Genomic DNA, 22,155 nt, shown 5'->3' on the forward strand with positions numbered 1-22,155 from the left:
CCGATGTCTGCACCCGCTCTTTGACAGACTGGGCAGGTCATGGATCCCGTCACCGCCGCTCCCCTGTCGACGTGGCGTTTTGCGGGCATACTGCGCACCTACCAGGCCGAGGTGCTCGAGCGTCTCGCACCGGGAGCAGCGGGTCCGCTGCACATCGTCGCCCCGCCGGGTTCCGGTAAGACCCTGCTCGGCCTGCTGCTCGCCGCACGCGAGAGCCATCGCACCCTCGTGCTGTCGCCGACGGTGACGATCCGTCAGCAGTGGGTGCGCACCGCGGAGGAACTGGCGCCGGGGGCCGCGGCCGTCTCGGACGACCCCGCACGCATCGGCGATCTCACCGCGCTGACCTATCAGCTGCTCAGCGTCACCGGAGACGGCTCGCCCTTCGACGAGCTCGCCCGCTCTGTGTGGGTGGAGGAGCTCACGGCAGGCGGGCGCGCGGAGGCGGACGCGGCGACGTGGCTCGCCGAACTCGCGATCGACAACCCGGGGAGGTATCGCAGCGGCATCCGTGCCCGCTCCCGCCGCCTGCGCTCGCACTTCGCGAGGCGACGGCCCGCCGAACTCGCCCGCGTGCTGCATCCCAACGCCGTCGCCCTGATCGATCGACTCGTGGCCGCGGGTGTGCGCACCGTCGTGCTCGACGAATGCCACCATCTGCTCGACCACTGGGCCCTCGTGGTCGCGTACCTCGCGGGTCGTATCCGCGAGACCGGCGTCGAGCCCCTGCTGATCGGCCTGACCGCGACCCTTCCGTCGCCCGACGACGAGACGGAGTTCGAGAACTACAGCCAGCTGCTCGGCGAGGTCGACTACGAGGTGCCGACCCCGGCCGTGGTGAAGGAGGGGCATCTGGCCCCCTACCGCGACCACGTGATGTTCACGGAACCCACGCCCGCGGAGGCCGGATTCATCCGTCGACACGAGGCCCTGCTCCACGACATGATCACCCGGGTGCTGTTGACGCCCGACGCGGTGTCGTACCTCGAGCAGCAGCTGCAACCCGCGAACGCCTCTGGTGACGACGACGGGGCCCTGCTCACCCGCCTCGACCGCGCGTTCTCGGCAGACTTCACTCTCACGCGCTCCTGCGCTGTCGTGCTGCGCACGGTCGCACCGCGGCATCCGCTCATCGACGCGATCCCGCCGGCGCTGCTCGATCGCTGCACCACCGATGACCTGCTCGCGGTGCTCTCTCGCTTCGCTCAGGCACGGCTCCTGTCCGATCCCGCTGCCGAACGACAGTGGGAGTACGTGCGACGCTCTCTCGCCGACTTCGGGTACGCCCTCACCGACCGCGGCATCCGTCGAGGCCGCAACCCGGTCGAGAGCACCCTGGCATTCTCGGCCGCGAAGGACCATGCCGCCGTCGAGATCCTCCGCCGAGAACTCGACGGCCCCGACGGCGACCGCATCCGCGTCGTCGTCGTCACCGATTTCGTCGAGCACGGCAACAACCGCGGCCTGGCCGGAGACGCACCGGCAGGGGCGCTGCGCACGTTCGACCTGCTCTCGGTCGACGACGTCACCGCCGGGCTGCGGCCCGTGCTGCTCACCGCTCAGCACCTGCGCGTCCGCGTCGAGGATGCGGTCGACCTCGCCGACGCGCTGGCCGAGATCCTCGGCGAGCCCGTCGACGTCGCCGAGGGCACCGGCCCCGCGCGCGATCTCGAGGTGCGGGGCGTCGGAAGCGGACGTATCGTCGGCGCGGTGTCGGAGCTGATCCGCCGCGGCGACGTGCGGCTGCTGGTCGGCACCCGCGGGCTTCTCGGCGAAGGCTGGGACTGCCCGGCGGTCAACACCCTCATCGACCTCACGACCGTGGCGACCTCCTCAGGAACACAGCAGTTGCGAGGCCGCACGCTGCGCCTGGACCCTGACTGGCCCGAGAAGGTCGCGCACAACTGGTCGGTCGTCTGCCTGATCCCCTCGGATGTCGACCTCGACGACTCGTCCGAGCCGGGTCGACTGCGCCGGCGGCATTCGCATCTGTGGGGCCTGAGCGCCGACGGCGACGGTCGGATCGTGAGCGGACTCGGCCACGCACTCCCCACTGCGGCCTTCGACGCGTGGGAACGCGTGCTCGACAAGGACGCGTCGACCTCGATCGGCGATCTCGACGCGCTGCTGCGCGAACGCTGGCCGACCCGCAGCAGCACCAGGACCGAGTGGCGGATCGGCGACCGCTACGAGCCGCGCGAACGCCAGGTCGTGGCGGTGCGCCGCACGTCGCGCGCACCTCTGCTGCGCACTGCTCAGGCAGCCGGCGCCGGGGCTGTCGGAGCGTTCGTCGCCGGAACGGCCGGAGTGGGCGGGCTCGTCGGCGTGCTGATCGCATCGGGAGCCGATGTCGCCCCGCTGCTCTGGACCGCGCTCGCGCTCGGGGGTGGCACCGTCGCTGCCACCGTCTCAGCGCTGCGGATGCTCGCCCGGCTGCTGCGCGACCGCCGGCGGCCAGCCGAGATCTACCGGGCGGCGGCGATCGCCATCGCCCGCACCCTGCACGATGCGCAGCGGATCGGACGCGTCGACGAGTCGGTGATCGGGGCGCGACCGGACGCTGCGGATCCGTCCCGCATCCGCATCGAGCTGGGAGGATCGGCCCCCGACGCGCGCGTGATCGCGGATGCCGTCGAGGAGCTCTTCGCGCCGGTGCGCACTCCGCGCTTCCTGCTGCGCATCGACTCGGCCGGCCTGCCACGACTGCGTCCGCTCGAACGTCTCGCCGATCGGCTCTCCCCCGGGCGCACCCTGCTCGCGGTGCCGCGGCTGATCGCCCGCCGTCGGGGCGACGCCGAGCGCTTCCGCGAGCACTGGCAGGCGCTGATCGGCACCTGCACGCTGCACGAACTCACCGGGATGCAGGGACTCGCGCTGCTGCGGGTCGCTCGCAGCGCCGACGACCGACTCGACGCCGCAGAGCCCCGCGCCCGCGTCTGGGGCTGACATCCGCGACGCGGACGACACCGTGCCGCAGAGCCGGAGCACGGTTCCCACCCCATCCGTAGACAGCCGGGTTACGATCAGATCACGCGCACCGCAGCGCCCACGCGAGAGGGAACGCATGCCAGAGAACCCGCCCCTGACCCCGGCCGTCGTCAACGCCGAGCAGTTCGCCGCGCAGACGTCGGCCATCGTCGAGTCTGTCGGACGGGTGATCGACGGAAAGCCGGATGCCGTGCGGAGCGCGCTGGTGTGCCTGCTCGCCGAGGGACACCTGCTGATCGAGGATGTACCGGGCGTGGGAAAGACCGTGCTGGCGCGTGCGCTGGCCGCGAGTGTGGACGCCACTGTCCGCCGCATCCAGTTCACCCCCGATCTCCTCCCCGGCGATGTCACGGGTGTGAGCGTCTACAACCCCGTCGATCGGGAGTTCGAGTTCAAGCGCGGCGCGGTGTTCGCGCACATCGTGATCGCCGACGAGATCAACCGCTCGTCCCCCAAGACGCAGTCGGCACTGCTCGAAGCCATGGAAGAGGGGCAGGTGACCGTCGACGGATCGACGCACATGCTCCCCGACCCGTTCCTGGTCGTGGCGACCCAGAACCCTCTCGAGATGGAGGGCACCTACGCGCTGCCCGAAGCACAGCGCGACCGCTTCATGATGCGCATCTCGATGGGCTACCCCGACGCGGCCGCCGAAGCCCTCATGCTCCGTCAGCGCGACACCGTGAACCCGCTCGCCGCGGTGAGAGCCGTCGCGAACGCGGCGTCGATCTCGGGGTTGATCGCCTGGGCCCGTTCCGTGCACGTCGCCCCGGCTCTCGAGGAGTACACGGTCGCTCTCGCCCAGGCGACCCGCGCAGACCCCAACCTGCACCTGGGTGCGAGTCCGAGGGCGACTCTGCAGCTGATCCGGGCCGCGAAGGTGTGGGCGGCGCTCGACGGACGCGACTTCGTGATCCCCGACGACGTGACGGCACTGATCATCCCTGTGCTCGCGCACCGCCTCCTTCCCGCCCGCGGAGCGCACCGTGCCGGAGCTCAGCCCGTCGAGGCGGCCCTGCGACAGATCGTCGAGCGCGTGCGGGTGCCCGTGACCGCTCGCTCCTGATCCTTCGCTCGCCATGCCCCGCCGTCGAACCCTCACCCTTCGGGGCACGGGTGCGCTCCTCTCCGGTCTCGGCTGCCTGATAGCGGCGAACACGGTCGGCGCGCCGATCCTCCTCTACATCGGCGTCCTCCTTCTCGCTCTGACCGTCTTCTCGGTGCTGGTCGTGCGACTGCCCCGCCGCGCCGGTTCGGTCACGCGTCAGGTCTCGACCGACCTGCTGACGGTGTCGGAGACGTCTCGCGTCACACTGCGCTTCACTCTGCGCGCCCTGCGGGTGCCGCGAGGGCTCTGGCGCGATGTGCTCCCGTCTGCGGTCACCGGCGACTCGGCCGGCGAGTACCCGTCGGAGACCGGGCAGCTGAGCTACCTGATCACCGGTGTGCGACGCGGTGTCTGGCCGATCGGGCCGCTGGTGCTGCGCACGGTCGACCCCTTCGGCCTCGCCCAGCGCGAGCAGGCGTTCGGTGAGACCCGCTCCGTGACGGTCGTGCCCGAGGTGTTCACACTCGCACCGCTGACCGTCAAGGTCGGCGCCGCAGGCGGCACCGCGCACACCTCGTCGAGCCGACTCGGACAGGGCAGCGACAACCTGTCGCCGCGCCGCTACATCCCCGGCGACTCGATGCGTCGCATCCACTGGCGGGCGACCGCGCACCGCGGGCAGCTGATGGTGCGCCAGGAAGAAGAGGAGTCGAGCCCCGACGCGCTCGTGATCCTCGACCGCAGCGCCGCACGCTGGGCACGCCCCGGAGCCGACGAGGATCCGGCGTTCGAGACCGCCGTGTCGATGTGCGCTTCCGTCGCCGTGCACCTCGTGCAGGAGGGATACGGCGTCGACGTGATCGACAGCAGCGGGACTCTGCTGGGCACCCTGCGCGGTCACGAAGACGACCGCGACGGTCTGCTCGTCGCCCTCGCACTGGTCGGCCCTCGCGGCGAGGCCCGCGACATCACGACCCTGGTCGGCGGCACCCCTCCGGGCCCGCTCGTCTACATCACCGGCGAGATCGACGAAGAGGATGCCGCTCTGCTGCGTCCCTCGGGCGCTGCGGCCCCGATGCTGTTCGCGACCGCGCCGCACCGCGGGGCCGCAGCGGCAGCCGAACGGCACGGCTGGCGCTTCGCGCGACTGGGCGACGATGTCGCAGAGGCGTGGGAAGACGTGCTGCCCGACCGCATCGGCGGCACCGCCGAGCAACGGGGAGCGACCGATGTCACGAGCTGAGCGGAAGGCCGAGCGCGGATCCCGCCTGTCTTGGCACCGTGAGCACGAGCTGCCCGTCGGCACGGTCGTGCCGTCGGTGCTGGCCGCGGCCGCCGGGCTCGTCGCGGTGTGGCCGTTCACGTCGGTCATCGAACCGGGCAGCTGGTCGTTCGCCGTCCTTGCGGTGATCGTCGTCACCGCGCTCGCAGGTATGGCATCGCGCACTCTGATGCGCGGTCGTGCGGCCTGGGCGCGCGACCTCGTCACCATCGCCGTCCAGATCCTGGCGGTGATGGGCGCCGTGATCCTGCTCGTGGCCGGCGATACCGCGGTGTTCGGCCTCATCCCCACCGAGGCGACCTTCTTCACGTTCCAGGCGCTCGGAGCTTCGGCCTGGGAGGAGATCGCCTTCGGCTCTGCGCCGCTCGCCGCGTCCCCCGGACTCGAAGCCGTGATGGGCGTCGGCTTCGGAGTCGTCGCCATCCTCCTCGACCAGCTGGTCGCGCAGCGCGGAGCGATCCTCGCCAGCCTCCTCACGGCGGTCGTGGGATCCATGCCGATGATCGTCACCCTCGGCGGGGTCAACGTCGTCTGGTTCGTGATGCTCGGCATCCTGATCCTCGTCCTGCTGCGGTATACGGCGGCACAGAACCCCGAATCACCCCGACGCACGTCCACCGCGGTCGCCGCGGGCGTCGGCGTCGCCGCGCTGGCGGCGACCGTGATCATCGCACCGGCCCTGCCCGTCGCGGCGAGTCTCGCGGGCACAGGCACGGGCGTCACCGTCGACGCGTCGCTACGACTCGGCGATGACCTGCGGCAACCGAATCCGGTCGAGGTGCTCACGATGGCGACGACGGCGGACACCGCTCCCTATCTGCGACTCACGACGCTGTCGGCGTTCGACGGCCGCGTGTGGGAGCCGGATCGCGGCGACCTGCAGGCGCAGAGCGAGGGGTTCGGCCCCGCCGAATGGACGGACGACATCGAGACCACCGAGCAGAACACCTCGATCAGGGTGATCCGGATGTCGAGCTCGTGGCTTCCGGTGCCCTACCCCGCCACGAGTGTGCAGGGACTCCCCTCGACCTGGCGCGTGAGCCCCGAGAACCGCACTCTCGCCTCTCGCACTGCGGATGCCGTCGGCAACGACTACACGGTGCGGTCGCTCGAGGTGTCGCCGACTCTCGAGCAGATCCGCGGGCTCCCCGCCGCTGCGCCGATCGTCGACCCCGACACGGAACCCGTCGAACTGCCTGAGGTGATCGGTGAGACGGCCGCCGACGTCACCGCTGACGCCACGAACGACTACGACCGGCTGATCGCGCTGCAGTCGTGGTTCCGGAGCCAGTTCGCCTACTCGCTGGAGACTCCGGTCGATGAGGGCTTCGACGGCACCGGCGCTGACGCGGTCGCGCGGTTCCTCGATGTGCGGTCGGGATACTGCATCCACTTCGCCGGCGCGTTCGCGCTCATGGCGGAGAGCCTCGACATGGAGGTGCGCATCGTCGTCGGCTATCTCCCGGGTGCGCTGACTGAGACCACCCGCGGCGACGATGAAGCGGTGTACTCGGTCTCCAGCGACCAGCTGCACTCGTGGCCCGAGGTGCTCTTCCCCGGCGTCGGATGGGTGCCCTTCGAGCCGACTGCCTCGCTCGGGGTTCCGACGGCCTTCAGCGCTGCGGCCACCGAAGGCGGCGGTGCGGGCGGCGCTGCGACGCCGGCTCCGACGGCCGCCCCCAGCACCGAGCAGACCTCAGGGCCGGATCTCGAGCGTGAAGACGCGGGCGACAACGCAGGGGCGGCCACAGAGCTCCGGCGACTGGACCCCACCCCGGTCGTGCTGACGACGCTCGGCGTGCTGATGGTGCTGCTGCTGCCCGCACTCGCCCGTCTCGCACTGCGCGTGGCCCGACGCGGGCGCGCACGACGCGGCGATGCGGGGGCGGCCTGGACCGAGCTGCGGGCGACCATGCAGGATCTCCGCGTGCCGTTGTCGGATGCCGAGACGCCGCGCATGCGCGGCGACGATCTCGTCAGGGACAGCCACGTGAATGCCGACGCCGTGCGGGTGCTCGTCGCCGCGGTCGAGCAGGCCAGCTATGCCCGCCCGTCGGCCGATGCCACGCGAGATCTCGACGCCGCCCTCGTCGAGGTGACGGCTCAGCTGCGCCGCAGTGTCGACAGATGGACGAGGCTCCACGCGTTCCTGATTCCGCGATCGCTCTTCGCGAGTCCCCGCACCGACGTGCTGCTGCTCACCTGAGATCGTCGCGTCGCGTCGCGTCGCGTCCCGTCCGAGGCCTTGTCGGACGCGGACGGAGTCAGGCCGCGTGCAGTTCGCAGCGCACGGCGTCGCAGGATCCGCAGACCACGAACTGGGTGCGGCACGACAGATCGGGACAGTTCGCGGTCCGTTTGGTCGCGGTGCCGCATCCGGCGCACTCGCCGATGACTGCCGCATGGTCGGTGAAGTCGACGGATCCGCGCTTGTCGAACACGTAGAGCGAGCCTTCCCACAGGCCGTCATCGCCGTACTGCTCGCCGTAGCGCACGATGCCGCCTTCGAGCTGGTACACCTCGCCGAACCCGCGCGCGGTCATCAGGCTCGAGAGCACCTCGCACCGGATGCCGCCTGTGCAGTAGGTGACGACCGGCTTGCCCTTGAGATCGTCGTACGCCCCGGAGTCGAGCAGCTGCACGAAGTCGCGCGTGGTCTCCGTGTCGGGAACGACGGCTCCGCGGAAGCGGCCGATCTGCGCTTCGAGCGCGTTGCGGCCGTCGAAGAAGACGACGTCGTCGCCGCGCTCCCCCATCAGCTCGTGCAGTTCTTCGGGTGTCAGCCGGGTGCCGCCTCCGACGACGCCGTGCTCATCGACGCGCAGCTCGCCCGGCGCTCCGAACGACACGATCTCGTCACGCACCTTGACGCTGAGCTTCGGAAAATCGACGCTGCGACCATCGGCGTCGACGCCGGTGCCCTCGCTCCATTTGATGTCCGCGTGAGCGAAAGGAGCGTACGACCGGAACGACCGCGCCCACTTCTTGAGCGCCGGCAGGTCACCGCCGAGCGTGCCGTTGACTCCGTCCTTCGAGATCAGGAGCCGGCCGCGCAGCCCGAGGGCTTCGCCGAGGTCACGCTGCCACACCCGGATCGCGTCCGGATCGGCAAGCGGGGTGAAGACGTAGAAGAGGACGATCTTGGGTGTTGCCACCCAGTGATTTTACGTCGGCCACCTGACCGCCGGCCCTCGCGGAGGCGGCTGGAGGCTGCTACCTCACATCGCGGTTCATGAACGACAGTCCCCCAGCGACGAGCGCCCCCAGCACCCAGGCGGCCGTCACCAGCACAGCCGTGGAGCTGTCGATCCCCTCGTTCGGCGGGATACCCAGCGCGGAGACATCGAACCGCAGCGCTTCGAGCATCGCGAGGAGGGGAAGGTACACAGCGCCGGGTCCCCAGAAGATCGCCACGAGGACCGCCACGCTCATCGACATCGGAGCCGCGAACAGTGCGACGAGATGGGCCTGCACGACGACTCCCACTCCCATACCCCAGAGCCCTGCCAGCGCGCCGAGGCCCAGGGCGGACCCGACCGACGCCCACTCCAGCGGAGGACCGCCCATGGCCACCGTCAGCGCGACGTGTCCGCCGACGGCTCCGGCCAGAGCGACGATCGCTCCGCCGAGGGCGGAGGCGGGCACCCTGACGAACAGAGTCGCCCACCGAGGCTGCAGCATCAGACGCTGAGCGACGACACCGTCTCGTCGGTCGACGGTGTATCGGAAAGAACCGTAGGCCGCCGCGAGCACTGCTCCATACGTTGCGAGCACCGCTTCGTACGGCGCCGTGAGAGCGGCTCGGACGTCGGCGGGTGCATCTGCGAGTTCCGGTGGGATGTTCGTCGCCACCGAAAGCGACAGCACGAACCCTGCCACCGCCACCCAGAACAGCACGACATCGCCCGCGAAGCTGCGGGCGTGAGCTCGGAAGGCCCGGCCGATCACCCGAGCTTCCTTCGCCCCATGCCCCACGCGGCGGCGACCAGACCGGCAGCCCACAGAAGCGCGAGGCAGAGGGCGGGCACGAACTCGAGCAGTCGGTCCTGGTATCCGGGAACGCCCAGCGCGGCCAGGACCAGCCCGGGTGAGAACTTCGCGAGCTCCGGCGCAGTGCGGAGCAGCGCGAACTCCACGACCATCGGAAGGACCAGGATGATCGCCGCGGTCACGTAGTAGTTCCTGGTGATCCAGCCGATCGCCCCGCCGATGAATGCGCCGAGCACCACCCCGACGAGCGCACCCGCGTAGATACGCCATGCGCTGCCGGTGAGCGCGAGCGTCGATCCGTTCTGAGCGAGGAGGACGGAGACGCCCACCGTCCACACCACGAAGATGCAGACCGACAGGGCGACCGCGACGACGGCACCGGCGACGATCTTCCCCGAGAAGGCGCGAGGGAAACCGACCCCGGTGAGCGTTCTGTCCATCGAGCCGTAGTAGCACTCGCGGGTGACGCCGTAGGCGCCCACGAACGCCGCGGAGATGGCCGACCAGGCGAGCGGCTCCAGAAGCAGGGCGGTGGCCACAGCAGGATCGACGCCGGCGAGGTCGAATCGCGAGCCGTCGGAGAACAGCACGAACACGGGCATGAGGACGGCCACGAGGTAGACCGCCAGGATGGACGAGCCGCTCACCGAGCGCAGGGCTTCGCTTCGGATGGTTCCCTTCATGCGGATGCTCCTTCAACGAGATCGAAGTACTTGCTCTCGAGCGAGTCGGCGTCGCTCGTGACGAGGTCGCCGAGCCTTCCGGCGAAGAGCGCGCGCCGCTTGATGACGACCACCTCGTCCACGACCTGTTCCAGCTCAGCGAGCTGGTGACTGGCGATCAGGACGGTGCCGCCGCGTTCCGAATAGCCGCGCAGGAACCGGCGAAGCCAGCGGATGCCGTCGGGATCGAGCCCGTTGGCCGGCTCATCCAGGATGAGTGTCCGGGGCGAGCCGATGAGGGCTGCGGCCAGCCCGAGACGCTGGGTCATCCCCGTCGAGAAGGTCTTCACTCGGCGACGGGCATCCGCCGCGAGCCCGACCTCCTCGAGCACCTCGTCGACTCGTCCACGCTGGGCCCCCGCCGCGAGCCGGCAGATCTCCAGATGACGCCGGGCGGTGATACCGCCCTCGAAGCCGAAGCCGTCCATGTGGACACCGACGTGAGATGCCGGATTGTCGAGCGCGGAGAACGGCATGCCGTCGATGAGGCTGTCGCCGATCGTCGGCTTCAGCAGGCCGACGATCGTTCGCAGAGTCGTCGACTTGCCCGCGCCGTTGGGCCCCAGGAGGCCGACGATCGACCCGTACGGCACAGCGAACGACAGTTCTTCGACCGCGGCCCGGTCTCCGTACCTCTTCGTGAGTCCTCGGACCTCGATCGCGTGATCGTTCATCTTCATTCCTTTCCCACCTCTCCGCTCTGAAGAGATGACAGTGGCATCGCCACTCCGGTCACCCAGAGCGTCTGCCACAGACTTCTCACACCGAGTTCGACTCGCGCCTGCCCCGTCGCAGGCAGGGAGCCGCTCTCCTCTGACACGTCCACCGCGGCGATGATCACGGCGGAGACCGTCGCACCGTCCGACGTGATCGGGAACAGCGCCTCGAGCGGCACCCTCGTCGGCTCCGTTCGCCGCGACCCGACCGTTCCTTCTCCGACCTGCTCATTCGCGAGGATGCCGTTGCTCATCAGGATCACAGGCGCACCGTCGGGCACGTCCGCCTCGACTGCGTCGCCGGTCTCGCCGGCGCGCAGAAGGACCACGTTGTCACCGTGCGCGGTGAAGCCGAAGGTCGCTGTCACGGGGACGGGGATCACGGCGCCGGCGATCACGATGCTCGCGACGAGCGCGGTGACGACGGACCCGAATCGGAGCCGTGCAACGCCGGAACGAAGCACGCGGCGGAGGGCCTTGACGAGAATCACGGCACCGGCGAGAACGACGACGACTTCGAGAGCGACGACGAGCACACCGAGGATCGGTCCGCCGCCCGCGAGTGCTCGGGCTATGCGGGCGACGGCGAAGACCACCAGCACGACCGGGGTGGTGAGGCACGCGAGACCGAACGGCACGCTCCACCATCTGTCGAGACGCTTGATCCTCCGCCGGCCTCCGAACAGCAGACCGGCCAGGAAGTCCGAGCCATCGCCGATCGCCCGATCCCTCAGGTTCGGCTCGTCCAGAGCACTCATGAGCGCGATGTACCCGTCGAACCGCACGAAGGGGATCAGATTGATGAGGACGATGGCGCCGCAGGAGACGGCGAGGAGCAGCGCGGTCTGGTGGACCACGGGCTGCGAGAGCACGAGCGCGCCGATGAGCGCGATCGCGCCGGCGACAGCGTGCACCGCAGGCCCCGCCAGTGCGATGGCGACGCGTTGCCGGCGTTCCGGGAGCCGCCACCCGTCCGTCACGTCCACGAAGAATGCCGGGCTGAGGTAGAAGAGCATGAAGCCCGCCCTTCGGGGTCTGCCTCCGAACCTCGTGAGAGTGACGCCGTGAGCGCTCTCGTGGAGCAGGGTCATGAGCGAGAGTGCCGCGACGAGATACACCAGGGCGACGAGCGGCACCGGCGTGGTGAGGGCGGCCCATAGCTCGTCCACCTGAGCGGATGCGGCGAGGAGTCCCAGGCACACCAGAATCGCAACCGACACCAGAACTGCTCGGCGTGAGAGCCGGACGATCAGTCGGTCCAGACGACCGAAGATGGCAGGTGCGCGAAGCGTCGCGATCTGCAGAGTGAATGGGGGCCGGTAGACCACTCGGCCGGGTGGGAGCTTCCTGCCGCCCTCGAGTAGCCCGCACGCGCGAAATCGCTGGGCCAGGTGCAGAAAGTGCTCCAACGACTCGGAAGGGGCGAAGCGCCGGTGCAGATCGTGAAGTGCGGTTTCGCCGTTCATCGCTCGCAGCAGATCGACGACCGCCCGAGAGACCCTCGATGAGGGCACTCCGTGCAGCATCGCGATCCATATCCCGTCTTCGGCCGCCTGTTCGAAGACGACGCCGGAGGCGAGGAGGGGGCACGAGTCGGCAGCGAGCGCATCCTCCACTGACCGAGACTGTCGGCGTCGAGGGAGGCTACCGGGACGCATCGGCATCCATCGCCTCCGAGTGCCCCGCCCACGTCGTCGTGAGCAGAATGATGTCCTCTCCACCGAGCGTCCGAACGGCAGAGGCAGCCGGAACGGCGAATCCCGCGTCGACGAGCTCTCGCGAGAGGATCTCGTGGTCGAGCACTCTCAGACGGCTCGTGAGCACTGTCACTTCGCCGCCTTCCGCGAGGTCTGCGACGCGAACCCAGTTGACCACCCGCGCCGCGCCATCCTCTTCCACCTGCTGAGAGAACAGATACCTCTCCGTGCCGTCGGGACCGGGGACCTCGATCTCGCAGTCCCTCGACACCGAGAAGCTCTCCGCGGACGCGGCTCCGGCAACCGTGAAGGCGAAGACGCCCTGCGCCGCGAGGTGACGTCGCACATTCGCGTAGAGGAGGGATCTGCCCACGCTGTCGAGCAACGTGATGGAGGTCGCTCCGATGATCACGAGCCCGAACCGCTGCGGCAGCGAGAAGTCGCGCATGTCCCCGACGACGCACTCCAGCATCGTGTGGTCCGGCAGCGTTCGACGAAGACGGGAGAGCATATCGTCGGAAAGATCGATCGCGGTCACCCGCTTGCCCGACCTGACCAGCGGAACAGTCAACCTCCCACTCCCCGCCGCAACATCGAGGATCGGTCCCTCGGCCTCTCTCGCGAGCGCGAGCATCTCTCGGATCTCCGCACGGTCGGGTCCGACCAGCCGATCATAGAAATCGGCGCCGGCACCCGAATACAGATCCTGCTCCTTCGGCACCGCTCCGACCGTGCGGAGCCTCGCCGCCACGGTTTCAGTAAGAGAACCGGACATTCACGCATCACCTCTCAGTGGGGGGGGGGGGGGAAAAACGGGGTGCGGGCGTGTTGAGCCACCCGCACCCCTTCGGTCAGGTCGCGATCGCTGCCGCACCGCCGATGATGGCGATGATGTAGCTCGCGTGCTCCCACCATTCGAGTGGCGCATCGATGTGTTCGAGCTCCACGAACTCGAGCGACTTCGTCTGCATTTCCTACCTCCTCGGTACGCCTTGCGAAGGCGACTCCTATGTCAGGGCGATGATTCCGATGATCACGCCGACGGCGAATCCGCGGGTCCAATCAAGGGCGTCATCCGGCGCCTCCATGGCCTCGAGTTCGGTGAACTCGAGGGTCGGCATTGCTGCGTGCATACTCACCTCCCTCCCATTTCCTCTTGTTTGCTCGACAGGGTCACGTCGCGGCGGCAGCGCCGATCCCTATCAGCACCAGCGCACTGATCGCGCCCTGATAGAAGCTCTCCCAGCTGGGGGCGTCCATTCCCTCCAGCTCTTGGAACTGGATATGCGTGTGCACGCTTTCGTTCATCTCATTCACCTCCCTTCGCTCCAGTAGGAATCACGGAGCAGATCGCAGAAGTCGTCTGCGAAAAGACCCGCGAGCATCGGGTAGCGGTTTCCCCACGCGGTTTCCGTGGCGGCGGAGATGCGGCGGATCGCCTGAGCGGTCGGCCGTAGCGGAGGTGGGATCCCCCAGCGGTCGACGAGTGCGGCGATACCGGTGGGTGGGTCGAGGGGAAGCGCGACCCGGCCGGCGACGCTCGTCCAGAACTCTTCGAGGCTCCCGCGATCTCCCCACCGTGGGTCTCCCGAGCACACTCGACGCCAGACCGCCGCGATGATCGCCGCTGTGGCGACCATCTTGCGAACCTGCAGCACGAAGGCGACTTCGTTGGCCACATACCAGTGGCGAGCACTGTAGGGATCGTGCCCCCGCAACGCAGCGCTGCGCTGGGTGGCGGCGCTCAGACGAGCAAGACGCAGACGTGAGTCGGCAGCTTCCACGTCACCCGAGGCCGTCTCGAGAAGAGCACCCGCGAGCGCGATCGCGTCACGTCGCCCCCTGGCACTTCGCCGCGACCCCGTCGAGGCGCCCGCGAGACGGAGGAATGCCTCGAGTGCTCCCTCCCTGACGGACGCCGACGTGAGGGTTCTCAGATTGCAGGGATCGATGATGGCGTGGCGGGGCCTCAGGGATCGTCCGACGATGAGCCGATAGCCGCTCTCGTTCTTGAGGATGCTGACGCTGTTCGTCTCCGACGAGGTGCCCAGCGTCGTCGGCACCGCGACGATGTCCACGGGTGGCCGAGCATCCGGCAGGAAGGTCAGCGCCGACTTCGACGCGCGTTCGATGGCGAAGTCGAACATGCGCCCCGGAGCGAGCACGAGGGACGCGATCTTGGTGGCGTCGAGAACGCTTCCTCCGCCCACGGCGACGATCACGCTGGGGGGCCGACGAACGATCTCCTCCGCCATGCCGGCGACAGCCGTGACCGTCATGGAGTGAGCGTCCACCTCGATCCTTCTGGCCGAGTAGTCAGCGACGACCCGTGCTGCGACCGACGAATCCGCGACCACGAGGGTCTCTCGATCGGCGATGAGCCGTGTGGTCGTCTGCCGCGCGATGTCGTGCCCGTGCCAGAGAGTCGGGACCCGCGCAGCGAACTCAGAGCTCATGCTGAAACTCCTGCGTCTGCGCGATGCCCGCGCGCACAGCGGAATCGATCTCGAGAAGTTCACTCGTGCTGAATCCGTACGCCGGAATCAGTTCGATGGCGCTGGGGCCCGGCTGCACGAGCACACCGTTCTCGGCGATGGCGTCGACGACTCTGAGAACCTCGGCCCCCGAGAGCTGACTCCCGTCCTGGTTGCGAAGGGCGAGCCCCACGAAGCAGCCTCTTCCTGTCACCTCAGCGACCGCACTGTCGGACTTCAGCCGAGTCGCCAGACGCCACAGGTCGGCCGCGAGCGCTCGCGTGGTCGACTCGACGTCGATGCGGTGCAGCTCTTCGATCACCGCGACGATGGCCGCCGCGCACGCGGGCGTCCCCGCCTGCGTCTCGCCGTGGACGAACGTCCAGCCCCCGCGCGTGAACGCGGACGCGACGTGCGCTCCCACGAGCAGCGCTGCGGCGCCCGTCGCGCCGTTCGTCAACGCTTTCGAGAGAACGAGGACGTCAGGCGGGGCAGCCCACTCGTCTGTGGCGAACATCGTGCCGGTGCGTCCGAAGCCCGTCGCGACCTCATCGGCGACGATCAGGAACCCGTACTCCTCGCGCAGGTCGAGGAGCCGCGATACGAACGCATCGGACAGCGCGTGCGCGCCGCTGCCCAGGACGGGCTCCACCACCACAGACGCGATTCTGGGACCCTCCCGCTTCAGCAGCGTCTCCAGCTCCTCCCCATGATCGCTGTGGGAGACATGCCGCACCGACCTGCGGTCGACGGAGTAGACGAATTGGAGGAGGTCGTCTCCGCTCAGTGCGTGGCTGCCGTACATCGTGCCGTGATAGCTGCCCTTCAGACCGACGATGAGCGACCGCGACGCGGCCCCTTGCTGCGCCCAGTACTGTCGTGCGAGCTTCATCGCGGAGTCGTTCGCCGCCCCGCCCGACGTGCAGAAGATGACTCGGCTGTACCGGAGCGGGCCGGCGAGCTCGATGAGCGCGTCAGCCGCTACCTCGGCGTACCGATGCGGCGCGCGGAACAGGGTCAGGTACGAGGCGTCGTGCGCCGCTCTGCTCACGGCGTCAGCGACCGCTCGATTTCCGAAGCCGAGGGGAACATTCCACAGGCCGCTCGTCGCGCTGAGGCGTGTGGATCCGTCCGCGAACTCGATGCGGTTCCCGGCCGCTCCGACGGCGACACGGTCTCGCGTGAACGTGGCGTCCGCGGGAAGCATCGACGTCCACAGCGCGTGCGGAACGCTCATCGTCCGCTGCCCGGCGTCGCCCGGCGTGACGCATCAACCTGTGTGCCGAAGTGGATGTTGAGCGCGGTGGCAGCGTCGCGGCACAGCGTGCTCGCGTGAGACTCCGACAGGCCGCACTCCCGAGCCAATCTCTCGACCGCGACCTCGGGCGCGCTCGAGGTCTGAGTGGCGGCGACGACCTTCGCGGTCATTGGCGACAGCAGCTGGCGGCGCAGCGTCGCGGTGTCGGCGAGCACGAAGCCGTCTGAGGCCTCGAGCAGGAGAGGATCCGAGGACAGCGGTTCGGCGTCTGCGCGGTCGTCGTCGATGAGCGACCAGCCGAATCCCGAGATCCTCGTGATGCCGTTCTCCAGGCGGAGCATCTTGATGAGGTCCGTCGCATTGAGGTACCGACCGATCCATCCGCGGACGGTCAGGTCTTCGATGAGTTCTCGACTCGGCGCCAAGCCTCCGAAAGCCACAGCACGGGGCACGCAGGACTCGATCACGGTCTTCAGCTCGTCGACCTCGCCGACGACCTCGCCCTGCATGCCGACGCTGACCAGCCCATCCGAGCCCACCCTGATCGCGCTCGGAGTCGCGAGTTCGCCCGGCGCCGCAAGAGCGCGGCGGTTCGCGAGCAGCACCCGCGGGTCGATCAGTGACGATGGGAAGACTCCCGTGCGACGAGCGAGGTCGGCATCATCGAGAAATGACTGCCAACTCGTCTCATCGAAGAAGCCCACCGTCGTGGGGCCGATGATCTGCACGTACGCCGCAGCGACGTAGTCCTGGAGTTCGACGCCGAGTTCGCCGAAGAACAGCTCGTCACCGATCTCACTCAGCGCGCCCGTGAAGCGAACGGCATCGGCGGGTCCGTCATAGGGACCGCTCTGCGCGTGCAGCAGAACCGCATCGTCTTCGCCGGCCAGATCAGCGACGCTCTCTGCTCCGGCGCCGCTTTCGACGAGAAACACCCGTGAGTACTGCTCCTGCTCGCCGGTGATCCACTCACGGAGCGCCCGTGCCCCGACGAGCTCCAGTCCGTGGCTTTCCCGCGATGCCTCAGTCGTGCTGATGTGCATTTCTCCCCAGAAATGTCGAGATGCCTTCAGGCATCGCTGCGTCCTCAGATGAGGCTATATATCCATCAAATGTGCTGCAATATTTTCCGTTCGCGGCCTCAGGTCGTGACCGAAGACGACGCACGAGCGAGGGGAACCCGCGTGCCGAGAAGGCGCCCCACGTGGCGGTGAAGCGCGGGCACGAGGTGCTCGTGCTCTCCTGCGTCGGCGCGGGTCAGCAGCTTCGTCATCACATAGAGCTGCGACACGATTCCGCCTTCCGATTCCAGGTCGCGCCGGAAGCGTCGGGCGATCTGATCGGCGACGTGAGGCACTGCCAGCGAGTGACCGAGCAGAAACGCGGCGTCGTACCCGCGCGGGGCGAGGCCCCATGCTTCCCAGTCGGCGATCGCGAACGGATCCCGGTGGATGTTGTTCCAGTGCAGGTCGCCGTGGCTCGGAGCCCAATCGCCTGAGTCGATGTCCATCTCGAGGCCGAAGAAGACGCTGATCCGCCGGCGCATGATCTCGGGGTCGAGCACCATCCGATCCGTGCTCACCTCGGACAGGGCTTCGAGGTTGTGTTCCAGCTCTCCCCACCACGACTCGTCGAGACCCGGCGCTCCTACGAGCACGGCGTCCGTCGCGCACGCCCTCCCGGGCAGCAGGGTCATCAGCTCGGCGCGGTACACCAGCGGCCCCTCCTCCCAGGCCCGCACGTCGAGCAGGCGCGGCTTCGCAACCCCGTCGATGCGCGAGGCCTCCTGGTTGCCGGTCCACCAGGCGCCACGCGCCCGGCCCCTCGCAGACCAGACGACGCGCAGCCAGTACCGTCCGCCGGCGCGCTCGACGACCGAGCCGATCGACCGGTCGCGCCACCCGAATCGGGCGCGACCGATCGCGCTGAGTCCGAGATCTGCGAGCGAACGGGAATGAGCGGTGCGCAGTGCCATGCGCAGAGCGGTGCTGGCCGAGGCTGCGGTATCGACAGTCGTCATCGATGTCCTTTCAGGAGTTGCGCCGATCGACGCGCAAGTGATTTCACGTGACGACTATTCGTCTCCTCCTGAGGTTAGGAAGCTGATCGGCGCGAGCACAAGGAGAGGGCGCATCGCATACCGGATCAACGGAATCCCGCCCAGCGGGAGCATCATCGGCATCCGAGACGCCTGGTCGGGGTCGTCCGCGCGATCGGATAGACTGTTCAGGTTGTTCCCTGGTGACGTGTCCGAGCGGCCGAAGGAGCACGCTTGGAAAGCGTGTGTTGTGCAAGCAACCGCGGGTTCGAATCCCGCCGTCACCGCCAAAAAGATCAAGGGTCTCCGCGCCAGCGGGGGCCCTTGATCTTTTTATCGAGCACCAGGGATTCGGGGAGGAGCGAGCGAAGCGAGCACCGGAGTCCCGCCGTCACCGCCAAAAAGATCAAGGGTCCCCGCACCAGCGGGGGCCCTTGGTCTTTTTATCGAGCACCGTGGGATTCGGGGAGAACCGAGCGCCAGCGAGGATCGCTAGGGTGAAAGCGATGATTGGAGCCCTCAGATGCTCGTGAGCCACCGCGATCATGAACCCGTGATCCACGAGAGCGCCTACGTCGCGTCGTCCGCGATGATCGTGGGAGATGTCCGGATCGGCGCAGGTGTGCGCGTTCTGCACGGAGCGGTGATCACCGCAGAGGACGGCGAGGTCACCGTCGGCGAGAACACGGTCGTCATGGAGCATGCTCTGATTCGCGGTCGCGCAGGTCACCCGGCGCGCATCGGAGCAGCAGTGATGATCGGACCGCACACCCACGTGAACGGCAGCATCGTCGAAGACGAGGTGTTCATCGCCACCGGCGCTTCGCTCTTCCCCGGCAGCCGCATCGGCACCGGAGCCGAGGTGCGCATCAACGGCGTCGTGCAGGTCAACACGAATGTGGAGCCGAGTGCGGTGGTCCCGATCGGATGGGTCGCCGTCGGCTCACCCGCATCGATCCTGCCCCCGGAACGCCATGAGGAGATCTGGAAGATTCAGCGCCAGCTCGACTTCGTGGGAACCGTCTACGGCATCGGGCCGGGCGTGTCGATGCGGGACCTCATGCGGCAGCAGTCCGACTACTACGGTGCTCACGCCGAGGATCACGCGATCGACCGCTGAAGGATCGACTCGCGCCGATCAGCCGAACGTGACGCCGAAGCTCTGCCCACCCGGCTCTGCGGGAAGGGGCGTCATCCCGAGCCGTTCGTAGAAGGCGGCCGCTCGGGTGTTGTTCGGGTCCATGCCCAGGTGCAGACCGCGCACTCCCCGGCGGGTGAGCTCGGCGAACAGCGTCTCGATCAACTGCCGTCCGAGTCCCTGTCCCTGCGTCTCGGGCAGCAGATCGATGTGCAGATGGGCCGGGTAGTCCGCCGCGTTCGCGTCGCGGCCGGGTGCCTGCGCGTAACCGTGCTCGATCATCCGCTCCTCGCGGGTCGTCGGCTCGGCCGCCTGCGGATATCGGTCCTGCAGCGTCGGCCACCACTCGTCGCGGAACCAGGTGGCGAAGGCATCGGTGTCGTCGGTCGCCACGATGTAGCCGATCACGCGCTCGTCATCGGTCTCGACGACCCAGGCGAGGTCGGGATGCCGTTCGACATAGGGCACCGCGAACAGGTCGCCCCAGAGCGAGTCGTCGGAGAACAGGCCGGTCGCGTCTGCACCGGCATCCGCTGTCCTCACGCACACCTCGTAGAGAGCATCACGGTCGGACGGATGATACGGACGGATGCGCGGCACTGCTGCTCCTCGATGAGTGGGGTGAGTTGTCAGCCTACCGAGGCGACCGCAGGATCGCGCCGCCCCGTCGCCGACTGCACCCACGGCAGCAGCCACGCCCCGAGCACCAGCACCACGCCGGCCCCGACCAGCGCCCCGCCGAGCGTGTCGGTGGCCCAGTGCACCGAGAGCAGCGTGCGCGAGATGGCCATCGCCACGACCCACGCTATGCCCAGAATCGCGGTCCACACTCGCGGGAACACGAGCCACAGCACCATCGCGATCGTCGCGGCGTTGGCTGCATGCCCCGAGGGGAATGAACCGAAGTCGCTCGCCACGATCATGTCCTCCGGACGCGCGCGGCCGAACAGGTGTTTGAGCAGCTGCACTGCACCGGCGCTCACGAGAAACGCCACGGCGGCGAACACGGCAGCCTGCCATCGCCGGGCGATCAGGAGCGCGACGATCAGCAGCAGCGGCACGAGCAGGATCGCGATCCAGCCCCCGCCGATGTGATCGAGCAGCAGAGCGAACGACAGCATCCAGTCGGAGCGCGACGCGCTGACCGTCTCATTCCACCAGGTGTCGAATCCTGGTGGCTCTGTGTATCCGAACACGATCGCCGCTCCGAGGAGCGTCGCCGCGACGAGCATCCCTGTTCCCGTCCACAGCAGCGTTCGTCTTCTCATCGCTCTATTCTGCCGGTCGGAAGCTGAAAATCAGGGAGCCAGCATGCCGACGGTCCGTGGGCGCACGATGAACCACAGCGAGAGGATGCCGATCGCGGCGCAGCCGACCATGACCGAGGCCATGCTCGTGGCGGTGATTCCGGTGCCGTGCGAGATCCATCCGACGACCGGTGAGACGAGTCCTGCGACGCCGAAGTTCGTGGCGCCGATGACCGATGCCGCGGTGCCCGCAGCCTTGCCGTGGCGGTCGAGGGCGAGCACCTGCACGTTCGGGAAGGTGAAGCCGCAGGCCGTCATGAAGAAGAACAGCGGGATGACCGTGCCCCAGAGCCCGAGGCCGAGCTGGTCGGTCACGATGATCGCGACCCCGGCCAACAGCAGCACCGCGGTCGAGTACGCCATGACCCACTGCGGGCCGAATCGTGCGGCGAGCCGAGAGGCCGTCTGCACACCGGCTACGACCCCGAGGGAGTTGACGGCGAACAGCAGGCCGTACTGCTGCGCGTCGAGTCCGTGGGTCTGCTGGAACAGGAACGGCGACGCGGACAGGTAGGAGAACAGCCCGGAGAAGGTCATGCCGCCGATGATCAGCACGCCGATGAAGACGCGGTCGGAGAACACCGAGCGATAGCGCTGCATGACAGTGGCGCCGCCCTTCTCCTGGCGGCGCGCGATCGGCAGCGTCTCGGGGACGAACACCACGGTCGAGACGAGCATCACCACGCCGTACAGGGCGAGCACGACGAAGATGCCGCGCCACGGCATCAGCGTGAGCAGCCATGAGCCGATCAGAGGTGCGATCACCGGGGCGACGCCCGAGACCAGCGCGAGCCGCGACAGCATCACGACCAGACGGCGTCCGCCGAACAGGTCGCGCACGATGGCCATCGCGACGACGCCACCCGCGGCGGCCCCGACGCCCATGAGCACGCGAGCGCCACTGAGCAGCGGAAGAGTCGGGGCGTAGGCGGCGGCGACACTCGCCAGCACATGCAGGGCGGTGACGACGATCAGCGGGATGCGCCGACCGACCTTGTCGCTGAGCGGCCCCACCACGAGCTGCCCGAGTGCGAAGCCGATCATCGTGCCGGTCAGCGTCAGCTGGATCGCGGCGGCAGTGGTCTCGAAGTCCTGCTCGAGCACCGGGAAGGCGGGCAGGTACAGGTCGATGGTGAACGGGCCGAGGGCGGTGAGCGCCCCGAGCAGCACGATGTAGAGCGCGCGGCGACCGTTCGAGATCGAGTCGCCGGGGTGCAGCATGATCGGCGCCGTTGCGGGGTTCGAGCCGAGCGTGCGGATCGCGCCGGTCGCCGACGGGATGCGGATGCTGCCGGTGGCCGTCCGCTCGGGGGTGGAGGTCGAGATGGAGTCAGTGCGTGGAGCGTCGGGCACGACGGTCCTTCCGGAGTTCGAGGGCGTGCAGGAAGAGTGAGAGATCGAGTCGCGAGAGCGGTCGGATCGGCGACGAAAGTCGAATCGATTCGATCAGGGCGAAGTGTCCATGCTACAGCCCGTTCGCACGCACCTGCATGCCGC

General features: G+C 68.5%; 21 protein-coding genes and 1 tRNA gene. 6 read left to right on the forward strand and 16 right to left on the reverse strand.

The genetic code is table 11. The features are described 5' to 3' along the window. Positions 1-39: 39 nt before the first annotated feature. From FIV50_RS13015 to FIV50_RS13030, 4 genes are all read left to right on the forward strand, one after another. On the forward strand, positions 40-2,946 hold the full coding sequence (locus FIV50_RS13015) for a DEAD/DEAH box helicase family protein (protein WP_140037798.1): 2,907 nt from the start codon (positions 40-42) through the stop codon (positions 2,944-2,946). Positions 2,947-3,064: 118 nt separating this feature from the next. Further along, on the forward strand, positions 3,065-4,054 hold the full coding sequence (locus FIV50_RS13020) for an AAA family ATPase (RefSeq protein ID WP_140037799.1): 990 nt from the start codon (positions 3,065-3,067) through the stop codon (positions 4,052-4,054). Between the two features lie 13 nt (positions 4,055-4,067). Continuing rightward, a complete protein-coding gene (locus tag FIV50_RS13025; protein WP_140037800.1) occupies positions 4,068-5,279 on the forward strand; it encodes a DUF58 domain-containing protein in 1,212 nt (403 codons plus the stop codon). Next, positions 5,266-7,524: a transglutaminase family protein gene (locus tag FIV50_RS13030; protein WP_140037801.1), complete on the forward strand. Its 2,259-nt coding sequence runs from the start codon at positions 5,266-5,268 to the stop codon at positions 7,522-7,524. The genes FIV50_RS13025 and FIV50_RS13030 overlap by 14 nt, the downstream gene beginning before the upstream one ends. Positions 7,525-7,582: 58 nt before the next feature. Here FIV50_RS13030 and trhO read toward each other — a convergent pair whose 3' ends face one another. The 13 genes from trhO to FIV50_RS13080 all read right to left on the reverse strand — a co-directional run bounded on the left by trhO (position 7,583) and on the right by FIV50_RS13080 (position 18,195). Then, positions 7,583-8,473 carry an oxygen-dependent tRNA uridine(34) hydroxylase TrhO gene (gene trhO / locus FIV50_RS13035; RefSeq protein ID WP_140037802.1) on the reverse strand — a complete coding sequence of 297 codons (891 nt, stop codon included), beginning with the start codon at positions 8,471-8,473 and terminating at the stop codon, positions 7,583-7,585. A gap of 58 nt (positions 8,474-8,531) precedes the next feature. Beyond that, positions 8,532-9,266, reverse strand: coding sequence for a hypothetical protein (locus tag FIV50_RS13040; RefSeq protein ID WP_140037803.1), 735 nt, complete (start codon positions 9,264-9,266; stop codon positions 8,532-8,534). Continuing rightward, entirely contained in the window at positions 9,263-9,991 is a 729-nt protein-coding gene (locus FIV50_RS13045; RefSeq protein ID WP_140037804.1) for an ABC transporter permease, read from the reverse strand. The genes FIV50_RS13040 and FIV50_RS13045 overlap by 4 nt, the downstream gene beginning before the upstream one ends. Then, entirely contained in the window at positions 9,988-10,704 is a 717-nt protein-coding gene (locus FIV50_RS13050; protein ID WP_140037805.1) for an ATP-binding cassette domain-containing protein, read from the reverse strand. The genes FIV50_RS13045 and FIV50_RS13050 overlap by 4 nt, the downstream gene beginning before the upstream one ends. 2 nt (positions 10,705-10,706) lie before the next feature. Then, a complete protein-coding gene (gene mpaP / locus FIV50_RS13055; protein WP_140037806.1) occupies positions 10,707-12,362 on the reverse strand; it encodes a daptide biosynthesis intramembrane metalloprotease in 1,656 nt (551 codons plus the stop codon). Positions 12,363-12,390: 28 nt separating this feature from the next. Continuing rightward, positions 12,391-13,194, reverse strand: a complete 804-nt coding sequence (mpaM, locus tag FIV50_RS13060; protein WP_258184264.1) for a daptide-type RiPP biosynthesis methyltransferase — start codon at positions 13,192-13,194, stop codon at positions 12,391-12,393. Positions 13,195-13,294: 100 nt separating this feature from the next. Beyond that, positions 13,295-13,414, reverse strand: coding sequence for an MpaA3 family daptide-type RiPP (gene mpaA3, locus FIV50_RS17995; protein WP_290159308.1), 120 nt, complete (start codon positions 13,412-13,414; stop codon positions 13,295-13,297). 36 nt (positions 13,415-13,450) lie between these two features. Beyond that, positions 13,451-13,576: an MpaA2 family daptide-type RiPP gene (gene mpaA2, locus FIV50_RS17915; RefSeq protein ID WP_258184265.1), complete on the reverse strand. Its 126-nt coding sequence runs from the start codon at positions 13,574-13,576 to the stop codon at positions 13,451-13,453. 40 nt (positions 13,577-13,616) lie between these two features. After that, on the reverse strand, positions 13,617-13,751 hold the full coding sequence (gene mpaA1, locus FIV50_RS17920; RefSeq protein WP_258184266.1) for an MpaA1 family daptide-type RiPP: 135 nt from the start codon (positions 13,749-13,751) through the stop codon (positions 13,617-13,619). A gap of 5 nt (positions 13,752-13,756) precedes the next feature. Then, a complete protein-coding gene (gene mpaC / locus FIV50_RS13065; protein WP_140037808.1) occupies positions 13,757-14,899 on the reverse strand; it encodes a daptide-type RiPP biosynthesis dehydogenase in 1,143 nt (380 codons plus the stop codon). Continuing rightward, complete coding sequence (gene mpaD / locus FIV50_RS13070) at positions 14,889-16,154, reverse strand: daptide-type RiPP biosynthesis aminotransferase (protein WP_140037809.1); 1,266 nt, start codon at positions 16,152-16,154, stop codon at positions 14,889-14,891. Before mpaD ends, mpaC begins: the two co-directional genes overlap by 11 nt. Next, positions 16,151-17,218 carry a daptide biosynthesis RiPP recognition protein gene (gene mpaB / locus FIV50_RS13075; protein WP_140037810.1) on the reverse strand — a complete coding sequence of 356 codons (1,068 nt, stop codon included), beginning with the start codon at positions 17,216-17,218 and terminating at the stop codon, positions 16,151-16,153. Before mpaB ends, mpaD begins: the two co-directional genes overlap by 4 nt. A gap of 98 nt (positions 17,219-17,316) precedes the next feature. Next, positions 17,317-18,195 carry an aminoglycoside phosphotransferase gene (locus FIV50_RS13080; RefSeq protein WP_140037811.1) on the reverse strand — a complete coding sequence of 293 codons (879 nt, stop codon included), beginning with the start codon at positions 18,193-18,195 and terminating at the stop codon, positions 17,317-17,319. Positions 18,196-18,415: 220 nt separating this feature from the next. Between FIV50_RS13080 and FIV50_RS13085 the strand changes: the two genes are divergently transcribed. Together FIV50_RS13085 and FIV50_RS13090 are read left to right on the forward strand one after the other, a co-directional pair. Continuing rightward, positions 18,416-18,503: transfer RNA gene (locus FIV50_RS13085), tRNA-Ser, on the forward strand. Positions 18,504-18,766: 263 nt separating this feature from the next. Further along, a complete protein-coding gene (locus FIV50_RS13090; protein WP_258184267.1) occupies positions 18,767-19,333 on the forward strand; it encodes a gamma carbonic anhydrase family protein in 567 nt (188 codons plus the stop codon). A gap of 18 nt (positions 19,334-19,351) precedes the next feature. Here the strand turns inward: FIV50_RS13090 and FIV50_RS13095 are convergent, their stop codons facing one another. From FIV50_RS13095 to FIV50_RS13105, 3 genes are read right to left on the reverse strand one after another with little or no spacing between them, the layout of a single operon-like run. Beyond that, a complete protein-coding gene (locus FIV50_RS13095) occupies positions 19,352-19,951 on the reverse strand; it encodes a GNAT family N-acetyltransferase (RefSeq protein ID WP_140037813.1) in 600 nt (199 codons plus the stop codon). 29 nt (positions 19,952-19,980) lie between these two features. Continuing rightward, on the reverse strand, positions 19,981-20,619 hold the full coding sequence (locus tag FIV50_RS13100) for a phosphatase PAP2 family protein (RefSeq protein WP_140037814.1): 639 nt from the start codon (positions 20,617-20,619) through the stop codon (positions 19,981-19,983). Positions 20,620-20,649: 30 nt separating this feature from the next. Further along, on the reverse strand, positions 20,650-22,011 hold the full coding sequence (locus FIV50_RS13105; RefSeq protein WP_375137379.1) for a multidrug effflux MFS transporter: 1,362 nt from the start codon (positions 22,009-22,011) through the stop codon (positions 20,650-20,652). Between the last annotated feature and the right edge of the window lie 144 nt (positions 22,012-22,155).

It is taken from the genome of Microbacterium foliorum (genome assembly GCF_006385575.1).
Lineage (GTDB): Bacteria > Actinomycetota > Actinomycetes > Actinomycetales > Microbacteriaceae > Microbacterium > Microbacterium foliorum_B.

Bases quoted from the DNA above. Each gene is read 5' to 3' on its own strand.
- FIV50_RS13015 (WP_140037798.1), top strand. From the start codon at position 40: ATGGATCCCGTCACCGCCGCTCCCCTGTCGACGTGGCGTTTTGCGGGC.
- FIV50_RS13020 (WP_140037799.1), top strand. From the start codon at position 3,065: ATGCCAGAGAACCCGCCCCTGACCCCGGCCGTCGTCAACGCCGAGCAG.
- FIV50_RS13025 (WP_140037800.1), top strand. From the start codon at position 4,068: ATGCCCCGCCGTCGAACCCTCACCCTTCGGGGCACGGGTGCGCTCCTC.
- FIV50_RS13030 (WP_140037801.1), top strand. From the start codon at position 5,266: ATGTCACGAGCTGAGCGGAAGGCCGAGCGCGGATCCCGCCTGTCTTGG.
- FIV50_RS13045 (WP_140037804.1), bottom strand. From the start codon at position 9,991: ATGAAGGGAACCATCCGAAGCGAAGCCCTGCGCTCGGTGAGCGGCTCG.
- FIV50_RS13050 (WP_140037805.1), bottom strand. From the start codon at position 10,704: ATGAACGATCACGCGATCGAGGTCCGAGGACTCACGAAGAGGTACGGA.
- mpaA3 (WP_290159308.1), bottom strand. From the start codon at position 13,414: ATGCAGACGAAGTCGCTCGAGTTCGTGGAGCTCGAACACATCGATGCG.
- mpaA2 (WP_258184265.1), bottom strand. From the start codon at position 13,576: ATGCACGCAGCAATGCCGACCCTCGAGTTCACCGAACTCGAGGCCATG.
- mpaA1 (WP_258184266.1), bottom strand. From the start codon at position 13,751: ATGAACGAAAGCGTGCACACGCATATCCAGTTCCAAGAGCTGGAGGGA.
- mpaC (WP_140037808.1), bottom strand. From the start codon at position 14,899: ATGAGCTCTGAGTTCGCTGCGCGGGTCCCGACTCTCTGGCACGGGCAC.
- mpaD (WP_140037809.1), bottom strand. From the start codon at position 16,154: ATGAGCGTTCCGCACGCGCTGTGGACGTCGATGCTTCCCGCGGACGCC.
- mpaB (WP_140037810.1), bottom strand. From the start codon at position 17,218: ATGCACATCAGCACGACTGAGGCATCGCGGGAAAGCCACGGACTGGAG.
- FIV50_RS13080 (WP_140037811.1), bottom strand. From the start codon at position 18,195: ATGACGACTGTCGATACCGCAGCCTCGGCCAGCACCGCTCTGCGCATG.
- FIV50_RS13100 (WP_140037814.1), bottom strand. From the start codon at position 20,619: ATGAGAAGACGAACGCTGCTGTGGACGGGAACAGGGATGCTCGTCGCG.